This window comes from Geomonas subterranea (assembly GCF_019063845.1).
GTDB lineage: Bacteria > Desulfobacterota > Desulfuromonadia > Geobacterales > Geobacteraceae > Geomonas > Geomonas subterranea.
Window position 1 is genome coordinate 925,898 of the sequence record NZ_CP077683.1, and the last position, 18,385, is coordinate 944,282.

General features: G+C 59.7%; 15 protein-coding genes. 13 read left to right on the forward strand and 2 right to left on the reverse strand.

What is annotated here, in order from left to right:
- Positions 1-18: 18 nt before the first annotated feature.
- Positions 19-786, forward strand: coding sequence for an ABC transporter ATP-binding protein (locus KP001_RS04060; protein ID WP_239027887.1), 768 nt, complete (start codon positions 19-21; stop codon positions 784-786).
- A complete protein-coding gene (locus KP001_RS04065) occupies positions 787-1,572 on the forward strand; it encodes an ABC transporter permease (RefSeq protein WP_217288298.1) in 786 nt (261 codons plus the stop codon).
- Positions 1,573-2,063: 491 nt separating this feature from the next.
- Here KP001_RS04065 and KP001_RS04070 read toward each other — a convergent pair whose 3' ends face one another.
- Together KP001_RS04070 and KP001_RS04075 are read right to left on the reverse strand one after the other, a co-directional pair.
- Complete coding sequence (locus tag KP001_RS04070) at positions 2,064-3,116, reverse strand: threonine aldolase family protein (RefSeq protein ID WP_217288299.1); 1,053 nt, start codon at positions 3,114-3,116, stop codon at positions 2,064-2,066.
- 107 nt (positions 3,117-3,223) lie between these two features.
- Positions 3,224-4,120 (reverse strand): DMT family transporter, encoded by an 897-nt coding sequence (locus tag KP001_RS04075; RefSeq protein ID WP_217288300.1) that lies wholly within the window; start codon positions 4,118-4,120, stop codon positions 3,224-3,226.
- Between the two features lie 196 nt (positions 4,121-4,316).
- On the opposite strand from KP001_RS04075, the gene KP001_RS04080 reads away from it, so the two are divergent.
- The 11 genes from KP001_RS04080 (at position 4,317) to KP001_RS04130 (ending at position 17,980) form a co-directional block, all read left to right on the forward strand.
- Positions 4,317-5,060, forward strand: coding sequence for a basic amino acid ABC transporter substrate-binding protein (locus tag KP001_RS04080; RefSeq protein ID WP_217288301.1), 744 nt, complete (start codon positions 4,317-4,319; stop codon positions 5,058-5,060).
- A 142-nt stretch (positions 5,061-5,202) separates the two neighbouring features.
- The gene (locus tag KP001_RS04085; protein WP_217288302.1) at positions 5,203-5,988 is read left to right on the forward strand and encodes an amino acid ABC transporter permease; all 786 of its coding nucleotides are present in this window, start codon (positions 5,203-5,205) and stop codon (positions 5,986-5,988) included.
- 10 nt (positions 5,989-5,998) lie between these two features.
- A complete protein-coding gene (locus tag KP001_RS04090; RefSeq protein ID WP_217288303.1) occupies positions 5,999-6,721 on the forward strand; it encodes an amino acid ABC transporter ATP-binding protein in 723 nt (240 codons plus the stop codon).
- Between the two features lie 154 nt (positions 6,722-6,875).
- Positions 6,876-8,210 carry an alginate export family protein gene (locus KP001_RS04095; RefSeq protein WP_217288304.1) on the forward strand — a complete coding sequence of 445 codons (1,335 nt, stop codon included), beginning with the start codon at positions 6,876-6,878 and terminating at the stop codon, positions 8,208-8,210.
- 151 nt (positions 8,211-8,361) lie between these two features.
- Positions 8,362-9,555, forward strand: coding sequence for an ABC transporter substrate-binding protein (locus KP001_RS04100; protein WP_217288305.1), 1,194 nt, complete (start codon positions 8,362-8,364; stop codon positions 9,553-9,555).
- A 431-nt stretch (positions 9,556-9,986) separates the two neighbouring features.
- Positions 9,987-10,847, forward strand: a complete 861-nt coding sequence (htpX, locus tag KP001_RS04105) for a zinc metalloprotease HtpX (protein ID WP_217288306.1) — start codon at positions 9,987-9,989, stop codon at positions 10,845-10,847.
- Between the two features lie 172 nt (positions 10,848-11,019).
- Positions 11,020-11,772: a TerC family protein gene (locus tag KP001_RS04110; protein ID WP_217288307.1), complete on the forward strand. Its 753-nt coding sequence runs from the start codon at positions 11,020-11,022 to the stop codon at positions 11,770-11,772.
- Between the two features lie 179 nt (positions 11,773-11,951).
- Positions 11,952-12,191: a hypothetical protein gene (locus tag KP001_RS04115; RefSeq protein ID WP_217288308.1), complete on the forward strand. Its 240-nt coding sequence runs from the start codon at positions 11,952-11,954 to the stop codon at positions 12,189-12,191.
- 115 nt (positions 12,192-12,306) lie between these two features.
- The gene (locus KP001_RS04120; protein ID WP_217288309.1) at positions 12,307-13,602 is read left to right on the forward strand and encodes a TolC family protein; all 1,296 of its coding nucleotides are present in this window, start codon (positions 12,307-12,309) and stop codon (positions 13,600-13,602) included.
- Positions 13,599-14,861: an efflux RND transporter periplasmic adaptor subunit gene (locus KP001_RS04125; protein WP_217288310.1), complete on the forward strand. Its 1,263-nt coding sequence runs from the start codon at positions 13,599-13,601 to the stop codon at positions 14,859-14,861. Before KP001_RS04120 ends, KP001_RS04125 begins: the two co-directional genes overlap by 4 nt.
- Positions 14,862-14,875: 14 nt before the next feature.
- Complete coding sequence (locus KP001_RS04130) at positions 14,876-17,980, forward strand: efflux RND transporter permease subunit (RefSeq protein ID WP_217288311.1); 3,105 nt, start codon at positions 14,876-14,878, stop codon at positions 17,978-17,980.
- Positions 17,981-18,385 lie beyond the last annotated feature (405 nt).

Below are 18,385 nucleotides of genomic sequence, written 5' to 3' on the forward strand. Positions count from 1 at the left end.
ATGGAGAGAGAAGGTACCTTGAATAGAACCGGTAGGGACATGGTCACCCTCGACGACGTTTCGTTCTCGGGGCGCAGTGCTGATGGAGGCATCGTCACGTTGCTCGACGCTGTTTCCTTTTCTGCGAAGGTCGCAGAAATAACGGCCATCATCGGCCCATCGGGCGGGGGGAAGAGCACGTTGATCCGCCTGATCAACCGGCTCACGGAGCCGAGCCAAGGGCGGATATCGGTCGGGGGAACAGACATCTCCACCATGGACCCGCTCGAGTTGCGCCGCCTGGTGGCGCTGGTGCCGCAGAAGCCGTTCATGTTCGAAGGGACGGTGCTCGACAACCTGCAGATCCCATTTCGTTACCGGCACGAGACTCCGCCTGCTGCACAAAGCCCCGAAGTCGCGGAGGTGTTGGCGCTGGCGCGGCTGGACCGGGAACTGCTGGAACGCGACGCGCGTTCCCTGTCGCTCGGACAGCAGCAGCGGGTGGGAGTGGCCCGGGCTCTCATCACCAAGCCCCGGGTGCTCCTTTTGGACGAGCCGACCAGTGCGCTGGACCGCAGGACTTCGGACGCGCTCGCCGCCACCCTGCGCGAGATCTGCCACGGCAAAAACCTCACCATGATCATGGTGACTCACGATCTGCGCCTGACGGAAAAGGTGGCTGACTACTGTTTCTACCTCGAGGCGGGAAGGATACTGGAACAGGGGAGGGCTGCCGAATTGCTGGCGCACCCGGCGAGCATTGAGCTTAAGAGGTTCCTGTCGGAGCCTGCGGACCAGGAGGGGTAGATGGATAATCAGGGCTTGGTGAATCTGGGCATCCTCGATCTGGTTGTTGCCTACAGTTTGGTGCTGCTCGCGATCGGGCTCGCGAAGCTGAAGCGGATCGGCCAGGAAGGGCAGATGCTCTGGGCTTCGCTGCGCATGGTGTTCCAACTGCTGGCGGTGGGCTACCTGCTCCATTTCATCTTCGCCGTGCAGCACCCGTTGCCGGTACTGGCTATCCTCCTGGTCATGGGAGGTTTTTCGCTGCAGGTGATCGGTGCGCGCATCAAGCGCAAGATGCCGCGTTTCTACCAGGTGGTTGGCGGCGCTTTATTGATCGGCTGCGGGGGCGTCACCTTCGTCTTCTGCTCGCTGGTGGTGCATTACTCACCGTGGTACGACCCGCGCTACCTGATTCCGCTGGCCGGGATGATCATCGGCAACTCCATGAACGGTGCGAGTCTCGCCGCCGAACGCCTGGGGGCGGAGATGCGGGAGCGGCGCGAGGAGATTGAGACCGCTCTCTGTCTCGGGGCTAGTGCGCGCCAGGCGGCGAAACCGGCGCTCCGCAACGCCTTCCGCGCAGCCATCATGCCGACTGCCAACACCATGGCCGCCATGGGGATCGTCTCCCTGCCGGGGATGATGACCGGCCAGATCCTTTCCGGCACCGAACCGATGGTGGCGGTTCGTTACCAGGTTGCCATCATGTGCGCCATCACCGGTGCCGTTGCGATTACGGCGTACCTGATCGTCACGCAGGGCTACCGGCGCTACTTCACGAAGGCGCAGCAATTGGAGCAGTGGTAGGTTCACAATTCGGGCCTGAGTTGGGGATCTGGTCGGAATGCGCAAATCACATCGAGAATGCACAGATCATGACGACAGTTGATCAAGTCCCGATGAGACTTGACCAACTCGCAAGAAGACTTGACCAACTCGCAAGGAGACTTGGGCAACTCGCAAGAAGACTTGGGCAACTCGCGACGAGAGTTGTGCACGTCTCGCGGAAACTCGTGCAATTTTAAGGAAACCTTGCAGGACTCCGGGGAGGACTTGACCTCTACTCGTACCAAGACGACCCAGGTGGGGTGCTGGATTGCAGGATGAAGTTGCTGCGGTTGAAAATGGGGCTGCTGAAAGCTAATGTGCCTGCAGCACGTTATCGAAACCGACGAAGGGGCGCTGATAGCAGTCAGCGCCCCTTCTTTCGTGGGGGGATGTCAATAGCTTCAGGCCGATGGCTGAGTTGAAAGGGGCGTTCCACTAGAGGGACAGGCACCTGACGGAGCCAGTCCCTTCTAAACGACTGCCTTGATGTCAGCCACGAGGTTGGCGACCTCCTCGACCTTGGTGTCCCAGGAGCACATGAAGCGGGCGCCGCCGGACCCGATGAAGGTGTAGAAGTGCCAGCCCCGGGCTCTGAGACGTTCCAGCGCGTCCGGTGCCATCTCCAGGAAAACGGAGTTGGCCTGGCTCTCGAACATGATGCGGACCTGCGGTATCTTTTTGATCTCGTTGGCCAAAAGACGTGCACAGCTGTTGGCGTGCGCGGCATTTCTCAGCCATGCGCCGCTTTCCAGCATCCCGATCCAGGGGGCGGTGAGGAAGCGCATTTTGGAGGCCAGCTGTCCGGCCTGCTTGCAGCGGTAGTCGAACTCGTAGGCCAACTGCTTGTTGAAGAAGACCACGGCCTCGCCCACGGCGAAGCCGTTCTTGGTCCCACCGAAGGTGAGAACATCGACACCCGCCTGCCAGCTGATCTCCTTGGGCGTGACGCTCAAGGCTGCCACCGCGTTCGCGAAACGCGCGCCGTCCATATGTACCCTCAGGTCGAATCTTTTCGCCAACTCCCCTATCGCCTGCAGTTCCTCTACCGAATAAAGAGTCCCCAGTTCAGTCGCCTGCGTGATGCTGAGCGCCCGCGCCTTGGGATAGTGGATATCGCTGCGTTTGGTGATGGTGTGCTCGACGGCGTCGAGGTTGATCTTGCCGTTATCGCCGGGAACGAGCAGCACCTTGGTGCCGTTGGAGAAGAACTCCGAAGCGCCGCACTCGTCCGTCTCGATGTGCGCCATCTCGTGGCATACGATGGAGTGGTAGGACTGGCACAGAGATGCCAGCGCCAGCGAGTTGGCGGCGGTACCGTTGAAGACGAAGAAGACTTCGCAGTCCGTCTCGAAAACCTCCCGGATCTTCTCGCATGCCTGGGCTGTCCAGCGGTCATCACCGTAGGAGCTGGCCAGCCCGCTGTTGGCCTCAGCCATCGCCTGCCATGCCTCGGCGCAGATCCCTGCGTAGTTGTCGCTGGCGAAATGGTGCTTGAGCTCGCTGTGATCTCCTGTGTTTATCATTACGTCCCCTTTTGGCGCGGCATGTGCGCCCCTTGTGCGTGTGCCGGTATGGCTAGGGCAAAAAAATTATTATAAGGAGAAACCTGTGTCAACCGATAACTTACCGGTCACCCTTCGGCGGCAACGCTCACGCTCGTCTCGCTCACGTCGCTATCGGGGAGCAGTTCGGAAACGATCATCCCGGCGAGGATCAAGGCAGCGCCCAGGAAACCGAGGATCCCGAGCCTCTCGCCGGCAGCGTAGTAGGCGTAGGCCGCGGCAAAGACCGGTTCGGTGCAGAATATGAGCGCAGTATGGGCGGGGCTGATCCATTTCTGCATGGTGGTCTGCACCAAAAAGGCGAAAATGGTCGCGATAAGCACGCAGACCACCAGGGTCCAGAGCAGTCCCGGGTGCCAGACAAAGACCTCCTGCCCGCGAAGGCCCGCCGTTGCCAGGCTCAAGATCCCGACAACCGAGAGTTGGAGGGTCGTCAAGAGGTAAACGTCGCTGTCGGCATGGCGGGCGAAGTGGCTGGTATAGAGGAGGTGCAGCGCGACGCACGCCCCGCAGACGGCTCCCAGGATATCGCCTACGTTGAAGCTCAGGCTGCCGTCGGTGCAGAGCAGGAACAAGCCGGGAGTTGCCAGACCGACCCCCCACCTGATGCCCGGGCCGACGGAATGCCGGAAGATGGCCGCACCGAAGATCGGCACGAGGAGGACACTGAGGCCGGTCAGAAAGCCCGTGTTCGATGCGCTGGTGTACTTCAAGGCCACGGTCTGGAAGGCGTAGGAAGCAAATAAGAGAATTCCAAGAATGAATCCGTGTGTGAGTAATCTAATATTTATTCTATTAGTGCGCGTTAAAGCGACAGGCAGCATGATTGCAGCGGCGATTAAAAATCTTTGAGATAGAAAAACGAATACGTCAACTTTGCTGATTGCGTCCTTCACCACAGTGAATGTTACGCCCCAGAAGAACGTCGTTATCAAAAGAAGTATACCCGCTCGAATTTTTTTCATAGATCCCAAAGTATTTTTGACCTCATAAAACCTTGAATTCACTAAATTGTGGTATGACAAGTTAACATGAGCTTAAAACGAGCGCAACGCCAAATTAATAAGTGGTTGACAAGAGACTGGAATAGCTTTAAAAGTATGCGGCGAAAAGCTAAATGGTGTATTCCGTTTAATATTAAAGACAATTTATGGAGGAAGCATGAAAGCACTTCGTACTCTGACTGCAGTTTTGGCTATGGGACTCTGTTTTGTATCCGCGGCTTTCGCCGCTCCGAAGGCGATCACCGTCGCGTCCGATGCAACCTGGCCGCCGATGGAATTCGTTGACGCCAACAAGAAGATCGTCGGTTTCGACATCGACTTCATGACCGCTGTCGCCAAAGAGGCAGGCCTGCAGGTCACCTTCAAGAACACCGCCTGGGACGGCATCTTTGCCGGTGTGGAAGCTGGCCAGTATGACGCCATCATCTCCTCGGTCACCATCACCCCGGAGCGCCAGGCCAAGTACGATTTCACCACCCCGTATGTCCAGATCGGCCAGATCCTGGTAGTGCCGAAGGCCGAGAAGGGGACCAAGATCGCGGACCTGAAAGGCAAGAAGGTTGGCGCGCAGATCGGCACCACCGGCGCGATGGAGGTCAAGAAGGTTGCCGGCGTCGAGCTTAAGACCTACGACGAAGTCGGCCTCGCTTTCGAGGACATGGCTGCCGGCCGCATCGCCGGTGTGGTCTGCGACGAGCCGACCGCCATCACCTACGCTCTGCAGAAGAAGGAGTACAGCTCCAAGTTCAAGATCGTGGGCAAGTCCTTCACCAAAGAGGCCTACGGCATCGTGGTCAAAAAGGGCAACAAGGACCTGGTGGCCCAGCTGAACAAGGGGATCGCAGCAGTCCAGAAAAAGAAGATCGACCTTCAGCTGAAGAAAAAGTGGCAGCTTAAGTAACACCCCTCAAAGCTCCTGCAGAACGGAAAGACTACCCGACAGTAGTAACCGATTCTGCAGGAGCTTTCTTTAAACAGAAACCGCAGCAGCAGCGCATCAACAAAAGCCGGCACCAACCGGCCCGGGACGGTAACAAAAAAGCATGAGCACTGAAGCAAAGAAGCAGATCATCGATGTAGGGGACGGCGCCGCCATTCCCCGTAAAAGCGACCGCGGCCTGTTCACCGCCTGGCGCATAGCGTTCTTTGGCGCCATCGGCACCATCGCCTACCTGGTCTGGAGCAAGCCGGACCCGTACCTCAACATTCTCAAGTTCGTGCCCGACGGCATCGCGGTTACCTTCCAGGTGACCCTCGGGGCGATACTCCTGGCCATCGTCATCGGCCTCATCACCGGCCTTGGCCGTATCTCCAAGAACCGCTTCTTCAACGGCGTCGCCTCCCTGTACGTGGAGGTCATCCGTGGCATCCCGCTGCTGGTGCAGATCTTCTACATCTACTACGCGCTCGGCACCATCGTAAAGGTCCCGGCCATCCTTTCCGCCATCATCGCCATGGCCGTCTGCTATGGCGCCTACATGGGCGAGGTGGTACGCGCCGGAATCGAGTCCATCGCCAAGGGACAGCGTGAAGCGGCCCTCTCCCTCGGGATGAACGGCCGTCAGACCATGATCCACGTCATCCTCCCCCAGGCGGTGAAGGTGATCCTCCCGCCGGTGGGCAACGAATTCATCGCCCTTTTGAAGGATTCCTCGCTGGTTTCCATCATCGCCGTCGCAGACCTTTTGCGTCGCGGCCGCGAGTACGCCTCCGAGTCCTTCACCTATTTTGAGACCTACACGGTCATCGCGCTGATCTACCTGATCATCACCTTGTTCTTCTCGAAGATCATCGGCGTAATGGAGGAGCGTGTCAGTGTCAATAAATAGCCGCAGGAAAATGGTAGAGGCAAAAGAGATCATCAAGGTCTACGGTTCCTTCCGGGCCCTGGACCGTGTCTCAGTAGATGTTTATGACGGCGAGAAGGTGGTCATCATCGGTCCTTCCGGTTCCGGGAAGTCGACCCTGCTCCGTTCCATCAACAGGCTCGAGGAGATCGACCGGGGCACCATCGTCGTTGACGGGATGGATCTTTACGACCCGAAGACCGACATCACCAAGGTGCGCGAGGAAGTGGGCATGGTGTTCCAGTCCTTCAACCTCTTTCCGCACAAGACCGTCCTGGAAAACCTGACGCTCGCCCAGATCGTGGTGCGCAAGCGCACGAAGCAGGAGGCCGAAGAGAAGGCCATGACGCTTCTGGAGCGCGTGGGCCTCGCCGCCAAGGCGAAGTCGTACCCGGGCAAACTCTCCGGCGGTCAGCAGCAGCGCGTGGCCATCGCCCGTTCGCTCGCCATGGACCCGAAACTCATGCTGTTCGACGAGCCGACCTCCGCGCTCGACCCCGAGATGATCGGGGAGGTGCTCGACGTCATGAAGGATCTCGCCAGGGACGGCATGACCATGGCCGTGGTCACGCACGAGATGGGTTTCGCGCGCGAGGTGGCGGACCGCGTCATATTCATGGACGCGGGTCGCATCGTGGAGGAGGGCACTCCAGAGCACTTCTTCACCGCGCCCACGCACGAGCGCGCCAAGTTGTTTTTGAGCCAGATATTGTAGTTTATCGCTGGCCCCTGCGTCAGCCGGGGCCAGTTCTGTATCCAGGTTTTTTATTCAATAAAGGGAAAGGGGTGATACGGTTCTTCTCAGTTTTACCAGGCAGGGCAGTTTTAAGAACGCTGTAATGCAATTACTACACACGAGGAGGCAGTAAATGAAAAAAAGCAACAAGAAGCTGTTAGTAGTAGCCATCGCAACCGCACTTACCGCAGCATCCGCAGGCTCCGCTCTCGCTCTCGAGAATCAGTTCAGCGGCGCATTCACCACGTTCTTCGACGTCGGCAACTTCGCTGGCACCAACCTCATCGAAAAGGACGCTCCGACCGCCAACTACTTCGTACAGCGTTTCCGGTTGGGTTACACAGCAAAAGCTGACGACCATGTCAAACTCGTCACCAAGTTCGAGTTCGACTACAACTTCTGGGGCAACAGCTCTTACGCTCCCAACTCTCATGACAACTCCGCTGCGCGTGGTTCCGGTGGTGCCCTCGGTGCCGACTCCGTCAACATGGAGACCAAGAGCATTTACCTCGACCTGAACTACCCGCAGATCAACACCAAGATCGGTATGATGCCGAACAATGATTCCTTTAAAGGGATCCTGTTCGATGCCGACATGGCCGGTGTTCTTCTTTCCCATGACTACTCCAACGCCAGCATCGCAGCCGGTTACTTCCGTTTCCATGACTCCGCTGACGCCGGCAAACCCGGGGAAGACGTGCTCGGCAAAAACACCTTCGACATGTACTCCCTTGACGGCAAGTACAACATCTCGAAGGATCTCGCAGTCGGCGCGGCTTACTACTTCATCCGTGACCAGCACACCCCGGGCTTCTACACCGTTTACCCGGACGCCAAAGTTCATACCCTTGGCTTGAACGCTGCCGGCAACGTCGGCCCGGTTGCCCTGAACGGCTTTGCTGTGAAGCAGTTTGGCGACATCACAACCGGTCGTGACGCCAAAGGTTACGCTTTCAACGTCGGCGCGAAGATGCCGCTGGCTGGCGGTACCGCCCGTTCCGAGTTCCTCTACGTTTCCGGCGGGAAGAATGCCTTCTATGTGCCTTCTTCCGATAACGGCGCAACCGAGGGTGGCCAGTTCTATGATTCCGAAATGATCATGCTGGGCCGTGACAAGTTCGCAACCACCATCGACAACGCCATCATCTACGATGTGAACAACAACGAAGAAGGCGTCATCATGGGTACCCTCGGCTACGACTACACCTTCAACGACAAGGTATCCGCAAGCGCTAACGCTGGCTTCGCCGCCGTTGCCAAGGATCTCCAGGCACGTAGCGCCAACGGCGACAGCAAGTACCTCGGCACCGAGATCAACGCTGAAGCTTACTACAAACTCACCGCCAACGTGACCCTCGGCGCCCGCGCCGGCTATCTCTTCCTGGGTGATCACTTCAAAGGCATCAGCGCCGGCGAAGATGCTGACAACCTCTGGGATGCCAAGCTCATTGCCAAGTACAACTTCTAAGACAGATACCATTTCCCTCTCCGGCGAACTCAGCCGGAGAGGGGATATTTCAGTGCCACTGTCTTGACAATCAAATAGTGACAATTAGAATCTGTTGACGTACTGAAGCTGAACCTAACAATGTGATCAATCAACCCAAGGAGGTATCTGCATGAGCTTTAAGAAGATGAGCGCATTGCTGCTCGTAGCGATGCTCGCAGTCGGTGCATTCGGCTGCAAGAAGAAAGAAGAGGCCAAAGAGGGCGCTGCTCCGGCCGCCGCTCCGGCTGGCAACACCATCAAGATCGGCTTCCTCGGCGCCCTCACCGGCGACGTTGCCATGTTCGGCAAGCCGACCCTGGAAGGCATGAAGATGGCTGCTGACGAGATCAACGCTGCCGGCGGCATCCAGGGCAAGAAAATCGAGATCGTCGAAGCTGACAACCGTGGCGACAAGCAGGAAGGTGCTTCCGTAACCCAGAAGTTCATCTCCCGCGACAACGTCACCGCCATCGTTGGCGACCCGACCACCGGCATCACCAAGGTTGCCGCTCCGATCGCACAGAAAGCCGGCGTCGTGCTCCTCTCCGCGGGCGCTACCGGCCCGGGCGTTGTCGAAGTGGGCGACTTCATCTTCCGCGACACCCTGCTCGACTCCATCGCGATTCCCGCCTGCATCGAGTACTTCGCGAAAGACCTCGGCTTCAAGAAAGTTGCCATCGTGACCTCCGACAACAACGACTACTCCGTCGGTCTGTCCCAGACCTTCCGCGACGCAGCCGCCAAGGTTCCGTCCATCAAGATCGTTGCTGACGAGAAAGTGAAAGACGGCGACAAGGACTTCTCCGCTCAGATCACCAACATCAAGAGCAAGAAGCCGGACGTCATCCTGTTCTCCGGTTACTACACCGAAGGCGCTCTCATCATGAAAGAGGCCCGCAAGCAGGGTCTGAAGGCTCCGATGTTCGGCGGCGACGGCCTGTTCTCGCCGAAATTCATCGAGCTGGGCGGCCCGGCAGTCGAGGGCTCCATGTCCGCTCTGGGCTTCTCCACCGAGCAGGCTGCTCCGGCTACCGCCAAGTTCATCGAGGCGTTCAAAGCCAAGCACAACGGCGAACTCCCGGGCCTCTTCGACGCCCAGGGCTACGACGCTGTGATGCTGCTGGCCGACTCCATGAAGCGCGCCAACAGCGTTGACCCGAAAGTCTTCAAAACCGCCCTGGCACAGACCAAGAAGTTCGAAGGCGTTTCCGGCACCATCAGCATGCAGGCCAACCGCGAGCCGATCAAGAGCCCGCTGAGCCTCCTCGCAGTCAAGGACGGCAAGTTCGTCCTCAAGGCAAAAGTACCCGTCAAGATGGACTAATGCCTGACCCCGCAGCACAAAACGGCTCCTGCTCCGGCAGGGGCCGTTTTTTTTTAGAACCAAACCTAAAACCATTGGCCACGGAGAACTTCTGAGGACATCTGAGAACACCAAACCTATAAGCTTTTTGGGTGTGCTTCTCTCAGATTTCCTCAGATTGTCTCCGTGGCTAATGGTTTTGCCGTTTCCGATTACCCTTGACAACTGGCATGGGAAAAATTATATTTCAAATCGTTAAAGGGGAGTAGTTATCGGCCGGAGAAAAGGCCGACCCGGACTTCGTCAATACGGTCGCAAGACCCGGAGCCGGGACAGTTAATCCTGTCAACAAGACCTTTATCCTGGTGACTAATGCCAAGGGTAAAGGTCTTTTTATTTACCCTCGGCTGCATCGAGTCCTTCGGGACATAACACTCGTAGAGGTAAATGCTATGCAAAGACTGAAAACGACATTACTGTTAGCTCTTCTCACCGTGCTCATGGTGAGCATGGGGCAGGCTCTCGGCGGCAGGTCCGGCATGATGATGGCCTTCGTGCTCGCTCTCGGCATGAACTTCTTCTCCTACTGGTTCTCCGACAAGATCGTGCTGAGCATGTACGGAGCCCAGGAAATCGGCCCGCAGGACCACCCCACGTTCTACAACATGGTGCGCAACCTGTCTGCCCGCGCCGGCCTGCCCATGCCCAAGGTCTACATCATCCCCTCCGACAGCCCCAACGCCTTCGCCACCGGACGCAACCCTGAGCACGCCGCGGTTGCCGCTACGGAAGGGATACTGCGCATCCTCTCAATGGAGGAGCTGGAAGGGGTGATGGCGCATGAACTGGCCCACGTTCAAAACCGCGACATTCTCATCGGGACCATCGCGGCCACCTTCGCCGGGGCCATCTCCATGATCGCCAACATTCTCCAGTGGGGCGCCATGTTCGGCGCAGGCCGCGGTGAAGACGAGGAGGGGGGCGGCATCGGCGGCCTGGTCGGCTCGCTGGCCATGGCCATCATCGCACCCATTGCGGCCATGCTGATCCAGATGGCGGTGTCGCGTTCACGTGAGTACCTGGCGGATGCCACCGGCGCCGACATCTGTGGCCGGCCTTTGGCGCTCGCCTCGGCGCTCAGGAAGCTGCACATGGCTTCGCATTCGCTGCCGATGCAGGAGGCGCGGCCCGCCACGGCGCACATGTTCATCGTGAACCCGCTGACCGGCGGGGGGCTGATGGAGCTCTTCTCCACCCATCCCCCGATGGAAGAGCGCATCGCACGGCTGGAGCAGATGGCGGTACGCAGGTAACTGGTGCCATCGTTGTCGTTGCTGTAGGGGCGAATAATTATTCGCCCAGCCACCGGTGCCCCGATCGGTGGCGATGCCCAGAGAGATCATGGGGCGGCTAAGGGGGGCGAATGATTATTCGCCCCTACAGTGGCTGTGAACCCACGCACAAAGTAGATATAGAGGAGACCCAATGGACTGGCTTACCGACCCGCAGGTCTGGATGGCGCTGGTTACACTGAGCGCGCTTGAGATCGTGCTCGGCATCGACAACATCATCTTCATCTCCATCCAGGCGAGCAAGCTCCCCGCGGCCCAGCAGGAGAGGGCGAGATTGACCGGCCTGGGCCTCGCGATGTTCATCCGCGTCGCGCTTCTCTTCTCGCTTGCCTGGCTCATGGGGCTCACCACGCCGTTGTTCACCCTTTTCGGCAACGAAATCTCCGGCCGTGACCTCATCCTCATCTCGGGCGGTCTCTTCCTGCTCTGGAAGAGCACCATGGAGATCCACGAAAAGCTGGAAGGGGAGGAGGTGGTGCACGCATCAAAGGTCGGCGCCACCTTCGGGGCGGTGATCGTGCAGATCCTGCTCCTGGATATCGTCTTCTCGCTCGACTCCATCATCACCGCGATCGGCATGGCCAGCCAGCTCTTCATCATGGTCGCTGCCGTGGTCATCGCCGTCGGATTCATGATGCTCTTCTCCGGCAAGATCAGCGCTTTCGTGGAACGGCATCCCACCATCAAGATGCTGGCCCTGAGTTTTCTGCTGCTGATCGGCGTTTCCCTCATCGGAGAGGGTTTCGGGATGCACATTCCCAAGGGGTACATCTACTTCGCCATGGCTTTCTCCGTGATGGTGGAGATGCTCAACCTGAGGATGAAGCGCGGCAAACCGGTCAAACTGCATGAACCGCATCTGGACACTGAGACGAGGGGCGAATAACCGCCCCTTTTGTCTTGACACTTTCTCTACTCATTCGTTATCTTCGCCAGTGCATGCGTAAGTTATTCCCTGTCAAATTTCTCTCTTTCCTGCTGCTCGCAGTGACCTTCTGCACTTTTCTCAGTGGAGCTTGTGACAACGCGCACGCCTTTGCGCAATGCGGGACGGTCGCTGACTGCGTGCAGTCCGACTCCCATGCCGACCGTGACTGCGACACCCCGGACTGCCCCACGCAAGGGGAGACCGGCCATGACGACTGCGACTTCTGCTGTGACTGTGCCTGCCACGTCTCGCTGAGCGTTGGTCATTTCTCCCTCGAGTACTACCCTGTTTTCGCCGCACTCCAGAGTTTCGACCGCTTCACCTTCATACCCGAAGTTTTTCTCTCCAAGTTCGTTCCCCCGCAGTTACGCGCCTAACACCCCTGTCACGGCCGTAGTACGTCCTTTGCCGGAGCCCGTTCTCCCGGCGTAGTCGTGCCGTGGTCTGTCCCTGTTTTCTTCACGTTTCCCACATGCATTCAGGAGGTTTTTCTTGGCAACAAACGCCTTGAGGGGCGCGCGCCTAGCCGTGGCAGTCGCCTTGTATCTTTTGACAGCCGTCCCCGTATTTGCAGAACCTCAGCCACTTTCGCTGCAGCAGGCAGTGGCGGCGGCGCTCAACAACAACCCGGAGCTCGTCTCTTTACGCAAAGAAGCCGGTGTCCTGGACGCCGCGGCTGTGCGTGCCGGGGTGCTCCCCAACCCCACGCTGGAACTGGAAGGGGCCACCGGCGCGCTTACCGGCAGCAGCGACGACAGCAACCTCTCCCTTGGCATCTCGCAGGAGTTCCTGCTGGGGGACAAGCGCCTCAAGCGCCACGCCGTAGCGGAGCGTGACCTTGCTGCATACCGGTGGCAGGTGGCGGACCGCGAGCGCGCTGTCAAGGAGCAGGTGCAGGCGGCTTACTGCGATGTGCTGCTCGCCCAGGAGCGGGTCGGCCTGGCCCGCCATTCCATCGAGCTCAACAAGCAACTGCTCCAGGTGGCGGTGGATCGTTTGGCGGCGGGAGACATCCCCGAACTGGAGATGTACCTGGTCCGGGTCGAACTGGTCCGCAGCGAGGGGAACCTGGTCGAGTTGCAGCGTGCTCTACTGGACAGCAGGGCGAAACTGTTCGCGCTCGTGGCCCTCCCGCCGGCAGCGTCCCCGGTTTTGGGCGACACCTTGAACGGCAACGACGTTCGGGTCAACGGGGCGGGAGACCTGAAGCAGGTCGCCATGCAGAACCGTCCCGACCTCAAGGCGCTGCATGCGGCGATGCAGAGAAGTGACGCGGAGGTGGGACTCGCCGAGGCGGAAGGGATCCCCAACCTTACCGCAGGGATCGCAGTGAGCCGCGACACCTCGTCCATGGAGATCGGTGGGGCCGAGGGGCGGGAAACCGCTTACACCATCGGGGTGAAAATCTCGATGCCGATCCCGGTCTTCGACCGGAACCAGGCCGGGCAGCAGGAGGCGCGGGCCAAACGTTCCAGCGCCGAAATCAGGCTGCAGGGTGCGGCCGCGAGCGTGGAACGCGAGGTGGATAGCGCCCACGCGAGCCTCGCCAATGCCGAAAAAGTGCTCTCTCTGTTTCGTTCCGACATACTGCGCCAGCTCGATGAAAACCTGAAGCTGACCCAGGAAGCCTACCGGCTCGGCGAGGTCGGCATCCTGGCGGTGATCGAGGAGCAGAAGAAATACTTCGAGGTGAGCGACAGCTACCTCGCCGCCCTGCACGCCAGGCAGATATCCCTCAACAGACTCGAATCGGCAGTAGCCGCTGACATTTACGGAGGTGTGCAGTGAACAGGAAGGGAATCATCATCGGGCTGGTCCTCACCATCGCGCTCGGGGGCGGCGTCGCCTACCGGCTTATCAACACTCCGGGAAGTGGCGGGCACGCCGAGCATGGCGAGCACGCCGAGGCGGGTCACGCGGAGGAAAAGGGTGGTCACGCGGAGGAAAAGGGTGGCCACATCGGGGGAAGGGAAGAAGAGGGGCACGACGAGCATGGCGAGAAGCTCGTCAAGATGGCCGTGGAGGTGCAAAAACAAAACGGCGTGGCGGTGGCCCCGGTCAAGAAGTCGCAGATGCCCGGCGTCATCAGCGCGACCGGCAAGGTCGAGGCCAATGCCGACAGGATCGCGCACGTCTCTCCGCGCATCTCCGGAAAGATAGTGGCGGTAAGGGCATCGCTTGGTGACAGCGTGGGGGGAGGGCAGGTGCTGGCGACCCTGGACAGCGTCGAGCTGGGCGAGGCCATGAGCCGGTACCACCAGTCGAAGACCAGGCTCGCCCTGGCCCAGTCCAACATGGAGCGGGTGAAGGTGCTGGTGGACAAGAAGATTGCGGCCAGAAAGGAGATCCTCCAGGCGGAGACCGACTACAAGACGGCGCAGACCGAACTGCACACCGACCAGGAACGTCTTTCCCTGTACGGCGTCTCCGCCGGGGATTTGAAGGGGGACAGGAAGCCCCTCTTGCCGGTACGCGCGCCTATCGGCGGCGTCATTACCGAGAAACATGCCATAGTCGGCGAACTCTCCGACCCTGCCAAGAGCCTCTACACCATCGCGGACCTCTCCTCGGTCTGGGTGCTCGTCGACATCCACGAGAAGGATCTGGCCAAGGTGCGCCGCGGACAGACCGCGACCGTCGCCGTCAGCGCCTTTCCCGAGACGAAGTTCCGCGGCCGCGTTACCTACCTGGCGGACGTCGTCGACCAGGCGACCCGCACCATCAAGGCGAGGGTCGAGGTTGCCAATCCGGGGCGCAAGCTGAAGCCGGAGATGTTCGCGACCGTGGAACTCGCAACGGCAGCCGGCGCGTCCCAGGTTCTGGCCATCCCCGAAGAAGCCGTCGTGGAGCTGGAGGGGAAAAAGCTCATCTTCGTCGCGGAAGGCGATGCTGCCTTCGAGCCGCGCAAGGTGGAACTGGGGCGTGCCTCCGGCGGCATGGTCGAAGTCCTCTCCGGTCTCAAGGAAGGCGAGCGGCTGGCCGTGAAGGGGGGCTTCGTTCTTAAGTCGGAGCTGCAAAAGGGCGAAATCTCGGGGCACGACCACTAAGGAGACCGGCACCCATGCTTGAAAAAACAGTGGCATACATGCTGAGGCAGAAGGGGATGGTCATCTTCCTGGCGCTGGTGATCGTCGTCTTCGGCTTCTATTCCTATCAAAAACTCCCCATCGACGCTTTTCCTGATGTCACCAACATCCAGGTCGAGGTGGTGAGCCACGCGGACGGGCTCTCGGCGGTCGAGATCGAGAGGAACGTCACCTATCCCATCGAGATGGCGATGCGCGGCCTTCCCGATATCGAGCAGCTGCGCTCCGTGACCAAATTCGGTCTGTCCATCGTCACCGTGGTCTTCAAGGACAACGTCGACATCTATTTCGCGCGGCAACTCGTCTTCGAGCGGCTGGCCGAGGCGCGGGAAAAGGTCCCCAAGGGAGTCGAGGTGGCCATGGGCCCCATCGGCACCGCCATGGGGGAGATCTACCAGTACACGCTGGAAGGAAAGGCGCCGCAGGAACCGGAGGCGAAGCGTGCCTACCTGACCAACCTGCGCACCGTCCAGGAATGGGTCGTCACCCCGCAGTTGAAGAGCGTCCCAGGCGTCAACGAGATCAACTCCTTCGGTGGATATTTCAAGCAGTACCAGGTGGTGGTATCCCCGGACAAGCTGCTCAAGTACGGCGTCACGGTGGCGGACGTCTATGACGCCGTCGGCAGCAACAACAGCAACGTCGGCGGCAACGTGCTCGAGCGCGGCAGCGACCAGTACATCGTGCGCGGCGTCGGTCTCATCCAGAGCACCGGCGACATCGAGAACATCGTCCTCAAGTCGCAGGGGGGAACGCCGGTCTACCTGCGCGACGTGGCCCAGGTTCGTGTCGGTGAGGCGGTACGCATGGGCGCCGCCATCAAGGATGCCTCGGGCGAGGCGGTGGGGGGCATCGTGATGATGCTCCGCGGCGAGAACAGCCGCGACGTGGTCGCCCGGGTAGCGGCCAAGGTTAAGGAGATCAACGAGAGCACCATGCTCCCCGACGGCGTGAAGCTCGTGCCGTACTACGACCGCAGCGACATCGTCAAGGGGAGCGTCGGCACGGTTAACAAGGCGCTCGTCGAGGGGGCGATCCTGGTCCTCCTGGTCCTCTACCTGCTCCTCAACAGCATCCGCGGCAGCATCGTCGTGCTCCTGGCGCTACCGCTGTCGCTTCTGGCCACCTTTATCGTCATGAAGCTGACCGGCATAACGGCGAACCTCATGTCCCTGGGCGGCCTGGCCATCTCCATCGGCATGATCATCGACACCACCATCATCCAGGTGGAGAACGTGCAGCGCCACCTGAGCGAGGCGGGGGAGCGGGAACCGAAACTGAAGACCGTGCTGAAGGCCGTGATGGAGGTGCGCAAGCCCAGCATCTTCGGCGAGTTGATCATCGCGCTCACCTTCATCCCTATCCTGACCCTGGAGGGGATCGAGGGGAAGATGTTCGGCCCCCTGGCCATCACCGTCGCGATTGCGCTTCTGGCGTCCCTGCTTCTTTCCATCTTCATCATCCCGGTCCTCTGCAGCATCATTCTCAAGCCGCAGCCCGAAAAGGATAGCCGGATCATGGCCTGGGCAAAAGAGCAGTACCTGCCGCTTTTGGAGTACGCGCTGAACCGCAGGAAGGTGGTGCTCGGGATCGCCGCGGGGCTCCTGGTCTGCTCGCTGTTCCTGGTCTCGAGGCTCGGGACCGAGTTCATGCCCATCATGGACGAGGGGTCCTTCGACATGGATATCGCCATGCTCCCCGGGGTCTCGCTGGCGAAGGCCCTCGAGGTGAACCAGCAGGCGACGGCGAAACTGAAGAAGTTCGAAGAGCTGGACGTCGTGGTGGGGCGGATCGGGCAGACCGGGGTCGCCCTCGACACCCGCGGCCCCGACAAGACCGGGTATGTCGGCGTGTTCAAGCCCAAGGACCAGTGGAAGCGCAACATCACCAAGGAGGAGCTGACCAACGAGATGAGGGAGTCGCTGGAGACCATCCCCGGCATCAGCTTCGGCTTCAGCCAGCCGATCCAGTGCCGCATCGACGAGCTGGTCGCGGGGACCCGGGCGCAGCTTATCGTGAAGCTCTTCGGTGACGACCTGGACGTGCTGCGCGACAAATCGGCCCAGATCGCCAAGGTGCTCTCCACAGTGAGAGGGGGGACTGACCTCAACACCGAGAAGGTGTCCGGGCAGCCCTATCTCACGGTGACCATCGACCGGGCCAGGATCGCCCGCTACGGTTTGAACATCAGCGACGTGCAGCAGGTAATCGAGATTGCCGTTGCGGGCAAGGCGGCTTCTTCCTTCTACGAGCCGAGCCGCAGCTTCGACATTACGGTCCGGTTGCCGGAGGAAAAGAGGAACTCGCTGGAGGCGATCCAGAACCTCCTCATCTCCACCAAGTCCGGCATGAACATCCCGCTGGAGCAGCTCGCCGAGGTGAAGATGGTGGAGGGACCGGTGCAGATAAGCCGCCAGGACGGGGTGAGAAGGATCGGCATCGAAATGAACGTGAGCGGCAGGGACATCGGCAGCTTCGTCGCCGAGGCGAAACAGAAGATCAAGGACCAGGTCAAGCTCCCCTCCGGCTACTACCTCACCTGGGGCGGGCAGTTCGAGAACCAGCAGCGCGCCATGAGCAGGTTGATGATCATCGGTCCGGTGGCGGTGGCGCTGATACTGCTGCTGCTCTATGTCACCTTCCGTTCCATCAGGCTGGCTTTTCTGGTGCTTTCGAACCTTCCCTTCGCGCTGATCGGCGGGATCTTCTCGCTGTTCCTGTCCGGGCAGTACCTGTCCGTCCCGGCCTCGGTCGGCTTCATCGTTCTCTTCGGCGTGGCGGTCCTGAACGGGCTGGTACTGGTATCGAGGATCGCGCAGTTGCGCGAGGAGGGGCTTGCGCTCGGGGATGCGGTGCGCCAGGGGGCTGTGGACCGGTTGCGGCCGGTGCTGATGACCGCGTCCATCGCCATCTTCAGCCTCATGCCCATGCTGTTTGCCGGCGGAACGGGTTCGGAAATTCAAAAACCTCTCGCTACGGTCGTGGTGGGAGGATTGATCACGTCGACGCTCCTCACCCTGTTGATCATCCCGGCGTTCTATGACTGGTTCGAGAAGAAGAAAGCCGAGACGGAAGTATAGGGAAGTCTGAAGAAGTTGGAGGAATAAACAGTTTGTTATGCAATTGTGCCGTGGCCGCCTCCTCCTCCGGCCACGGCACCTTTTTAGCGCCATGATGAACCTTCCGCAAGGGGGGAGGGCAACCAAGGGATGCCGGCTGTAAACGCTGTTGGTGCGGCGAATTTAGCCGCTGTTTTAAAATGACAATATAACCGGTAAACAGTGACGGCCCCGCGTGTAGCGGGGCCGTTTTTTGTGTTAATCAAAAGTTTAAGATTGCGAAACAGCTCCAGCTGTTGTAAAGTGTCGCGCGGTCGAGGGTCAGGCCACTCATTAGAGGTTCTGTTGCCGTTTTATTTTCGGCCTCGGCTCCGTGTCCGGTGCAGTGTCAGGTTTACCAATAGCTTGCTTATTTCCAAATGCTTA

Bases quoted from the DNA above. Each gene is read 5' to 3' on its own strand.
- KP001_RS04100 (WP_217288305.1), top strand. From the start codon at position 8,362: ATGAGCTTTAAGAAGATGAGCGCATTGCTGCTCGTAGCGATGCTCGCA.
- KP001_RS04085 (WP_217288302.1), top strand. From the start codon at position 5,203: ATGAGCACTGAAGCAAAGAAGCAGATCATCGATGTAGGGGACGGCGCC.
- KP001_RS04070 (WP_217288299.1), bottom strand. From the start codon at position 3,116: ATGATAAACACAGGAGATCACAGCGAGCTCAAGCACCATTTCGCCAGC.
- KP001_RS04110 (WP_217288307.1), top strand. From the start codon at position 11,020: ATGGACTGGCTTACCGACCCGCAGGTCTGGATGGCGCTGGTTACACTG.
- KP001_RS04065 (WP_217288298.1), top strand. From the start codon at position 787: ATGGATAATCAGGGCTTGGTGAATCTGGGCATCCTCGATCTGGTTGTT.
- KP001_RS04130 (WP_217288311.1), top strand. From the start codon at position 14,876: ATGCTTGAAAAAACAGTGGCATACATGCTGAGGCAGAAGGGGATGGTC.
- KP001_RS04075 (WP_217288300.1), bottom strand. From the start codon at position 4,120: ATGAAAAAAATTCGAGCGGGTATACTTCTTTTGATAACGACGTTCTTC.
- KP001_RS04080 (WP_217288301.1), top strand. From the start codon at position 4,317: ATGAAAGCACTTCGTACTCTGACTGCAGTTTTGGCTATGGGACTCTGT.
- htpX (WP_217288306.1), top strand. From the start codon at position 9,987: ATGCAAAGACTGAAAACGACATTACTGTTAGCTCTTCTCACCGTGCTC.
- KP001_RS04090 (WP_217288303.1), top strand. From the start codon at position 5,999: ATGGTAGAGGCAAAAGAGATCATCAAGGTCTACGGTTCCTTCCGGGCC.
- KP001_RS04095 (WP_217288304.1), top strand. From the start codon at position 6,876: ATGAAAAAAAGCAACAAGAAGCTGTTAGTAGTAGCCATCGCAACCGCA.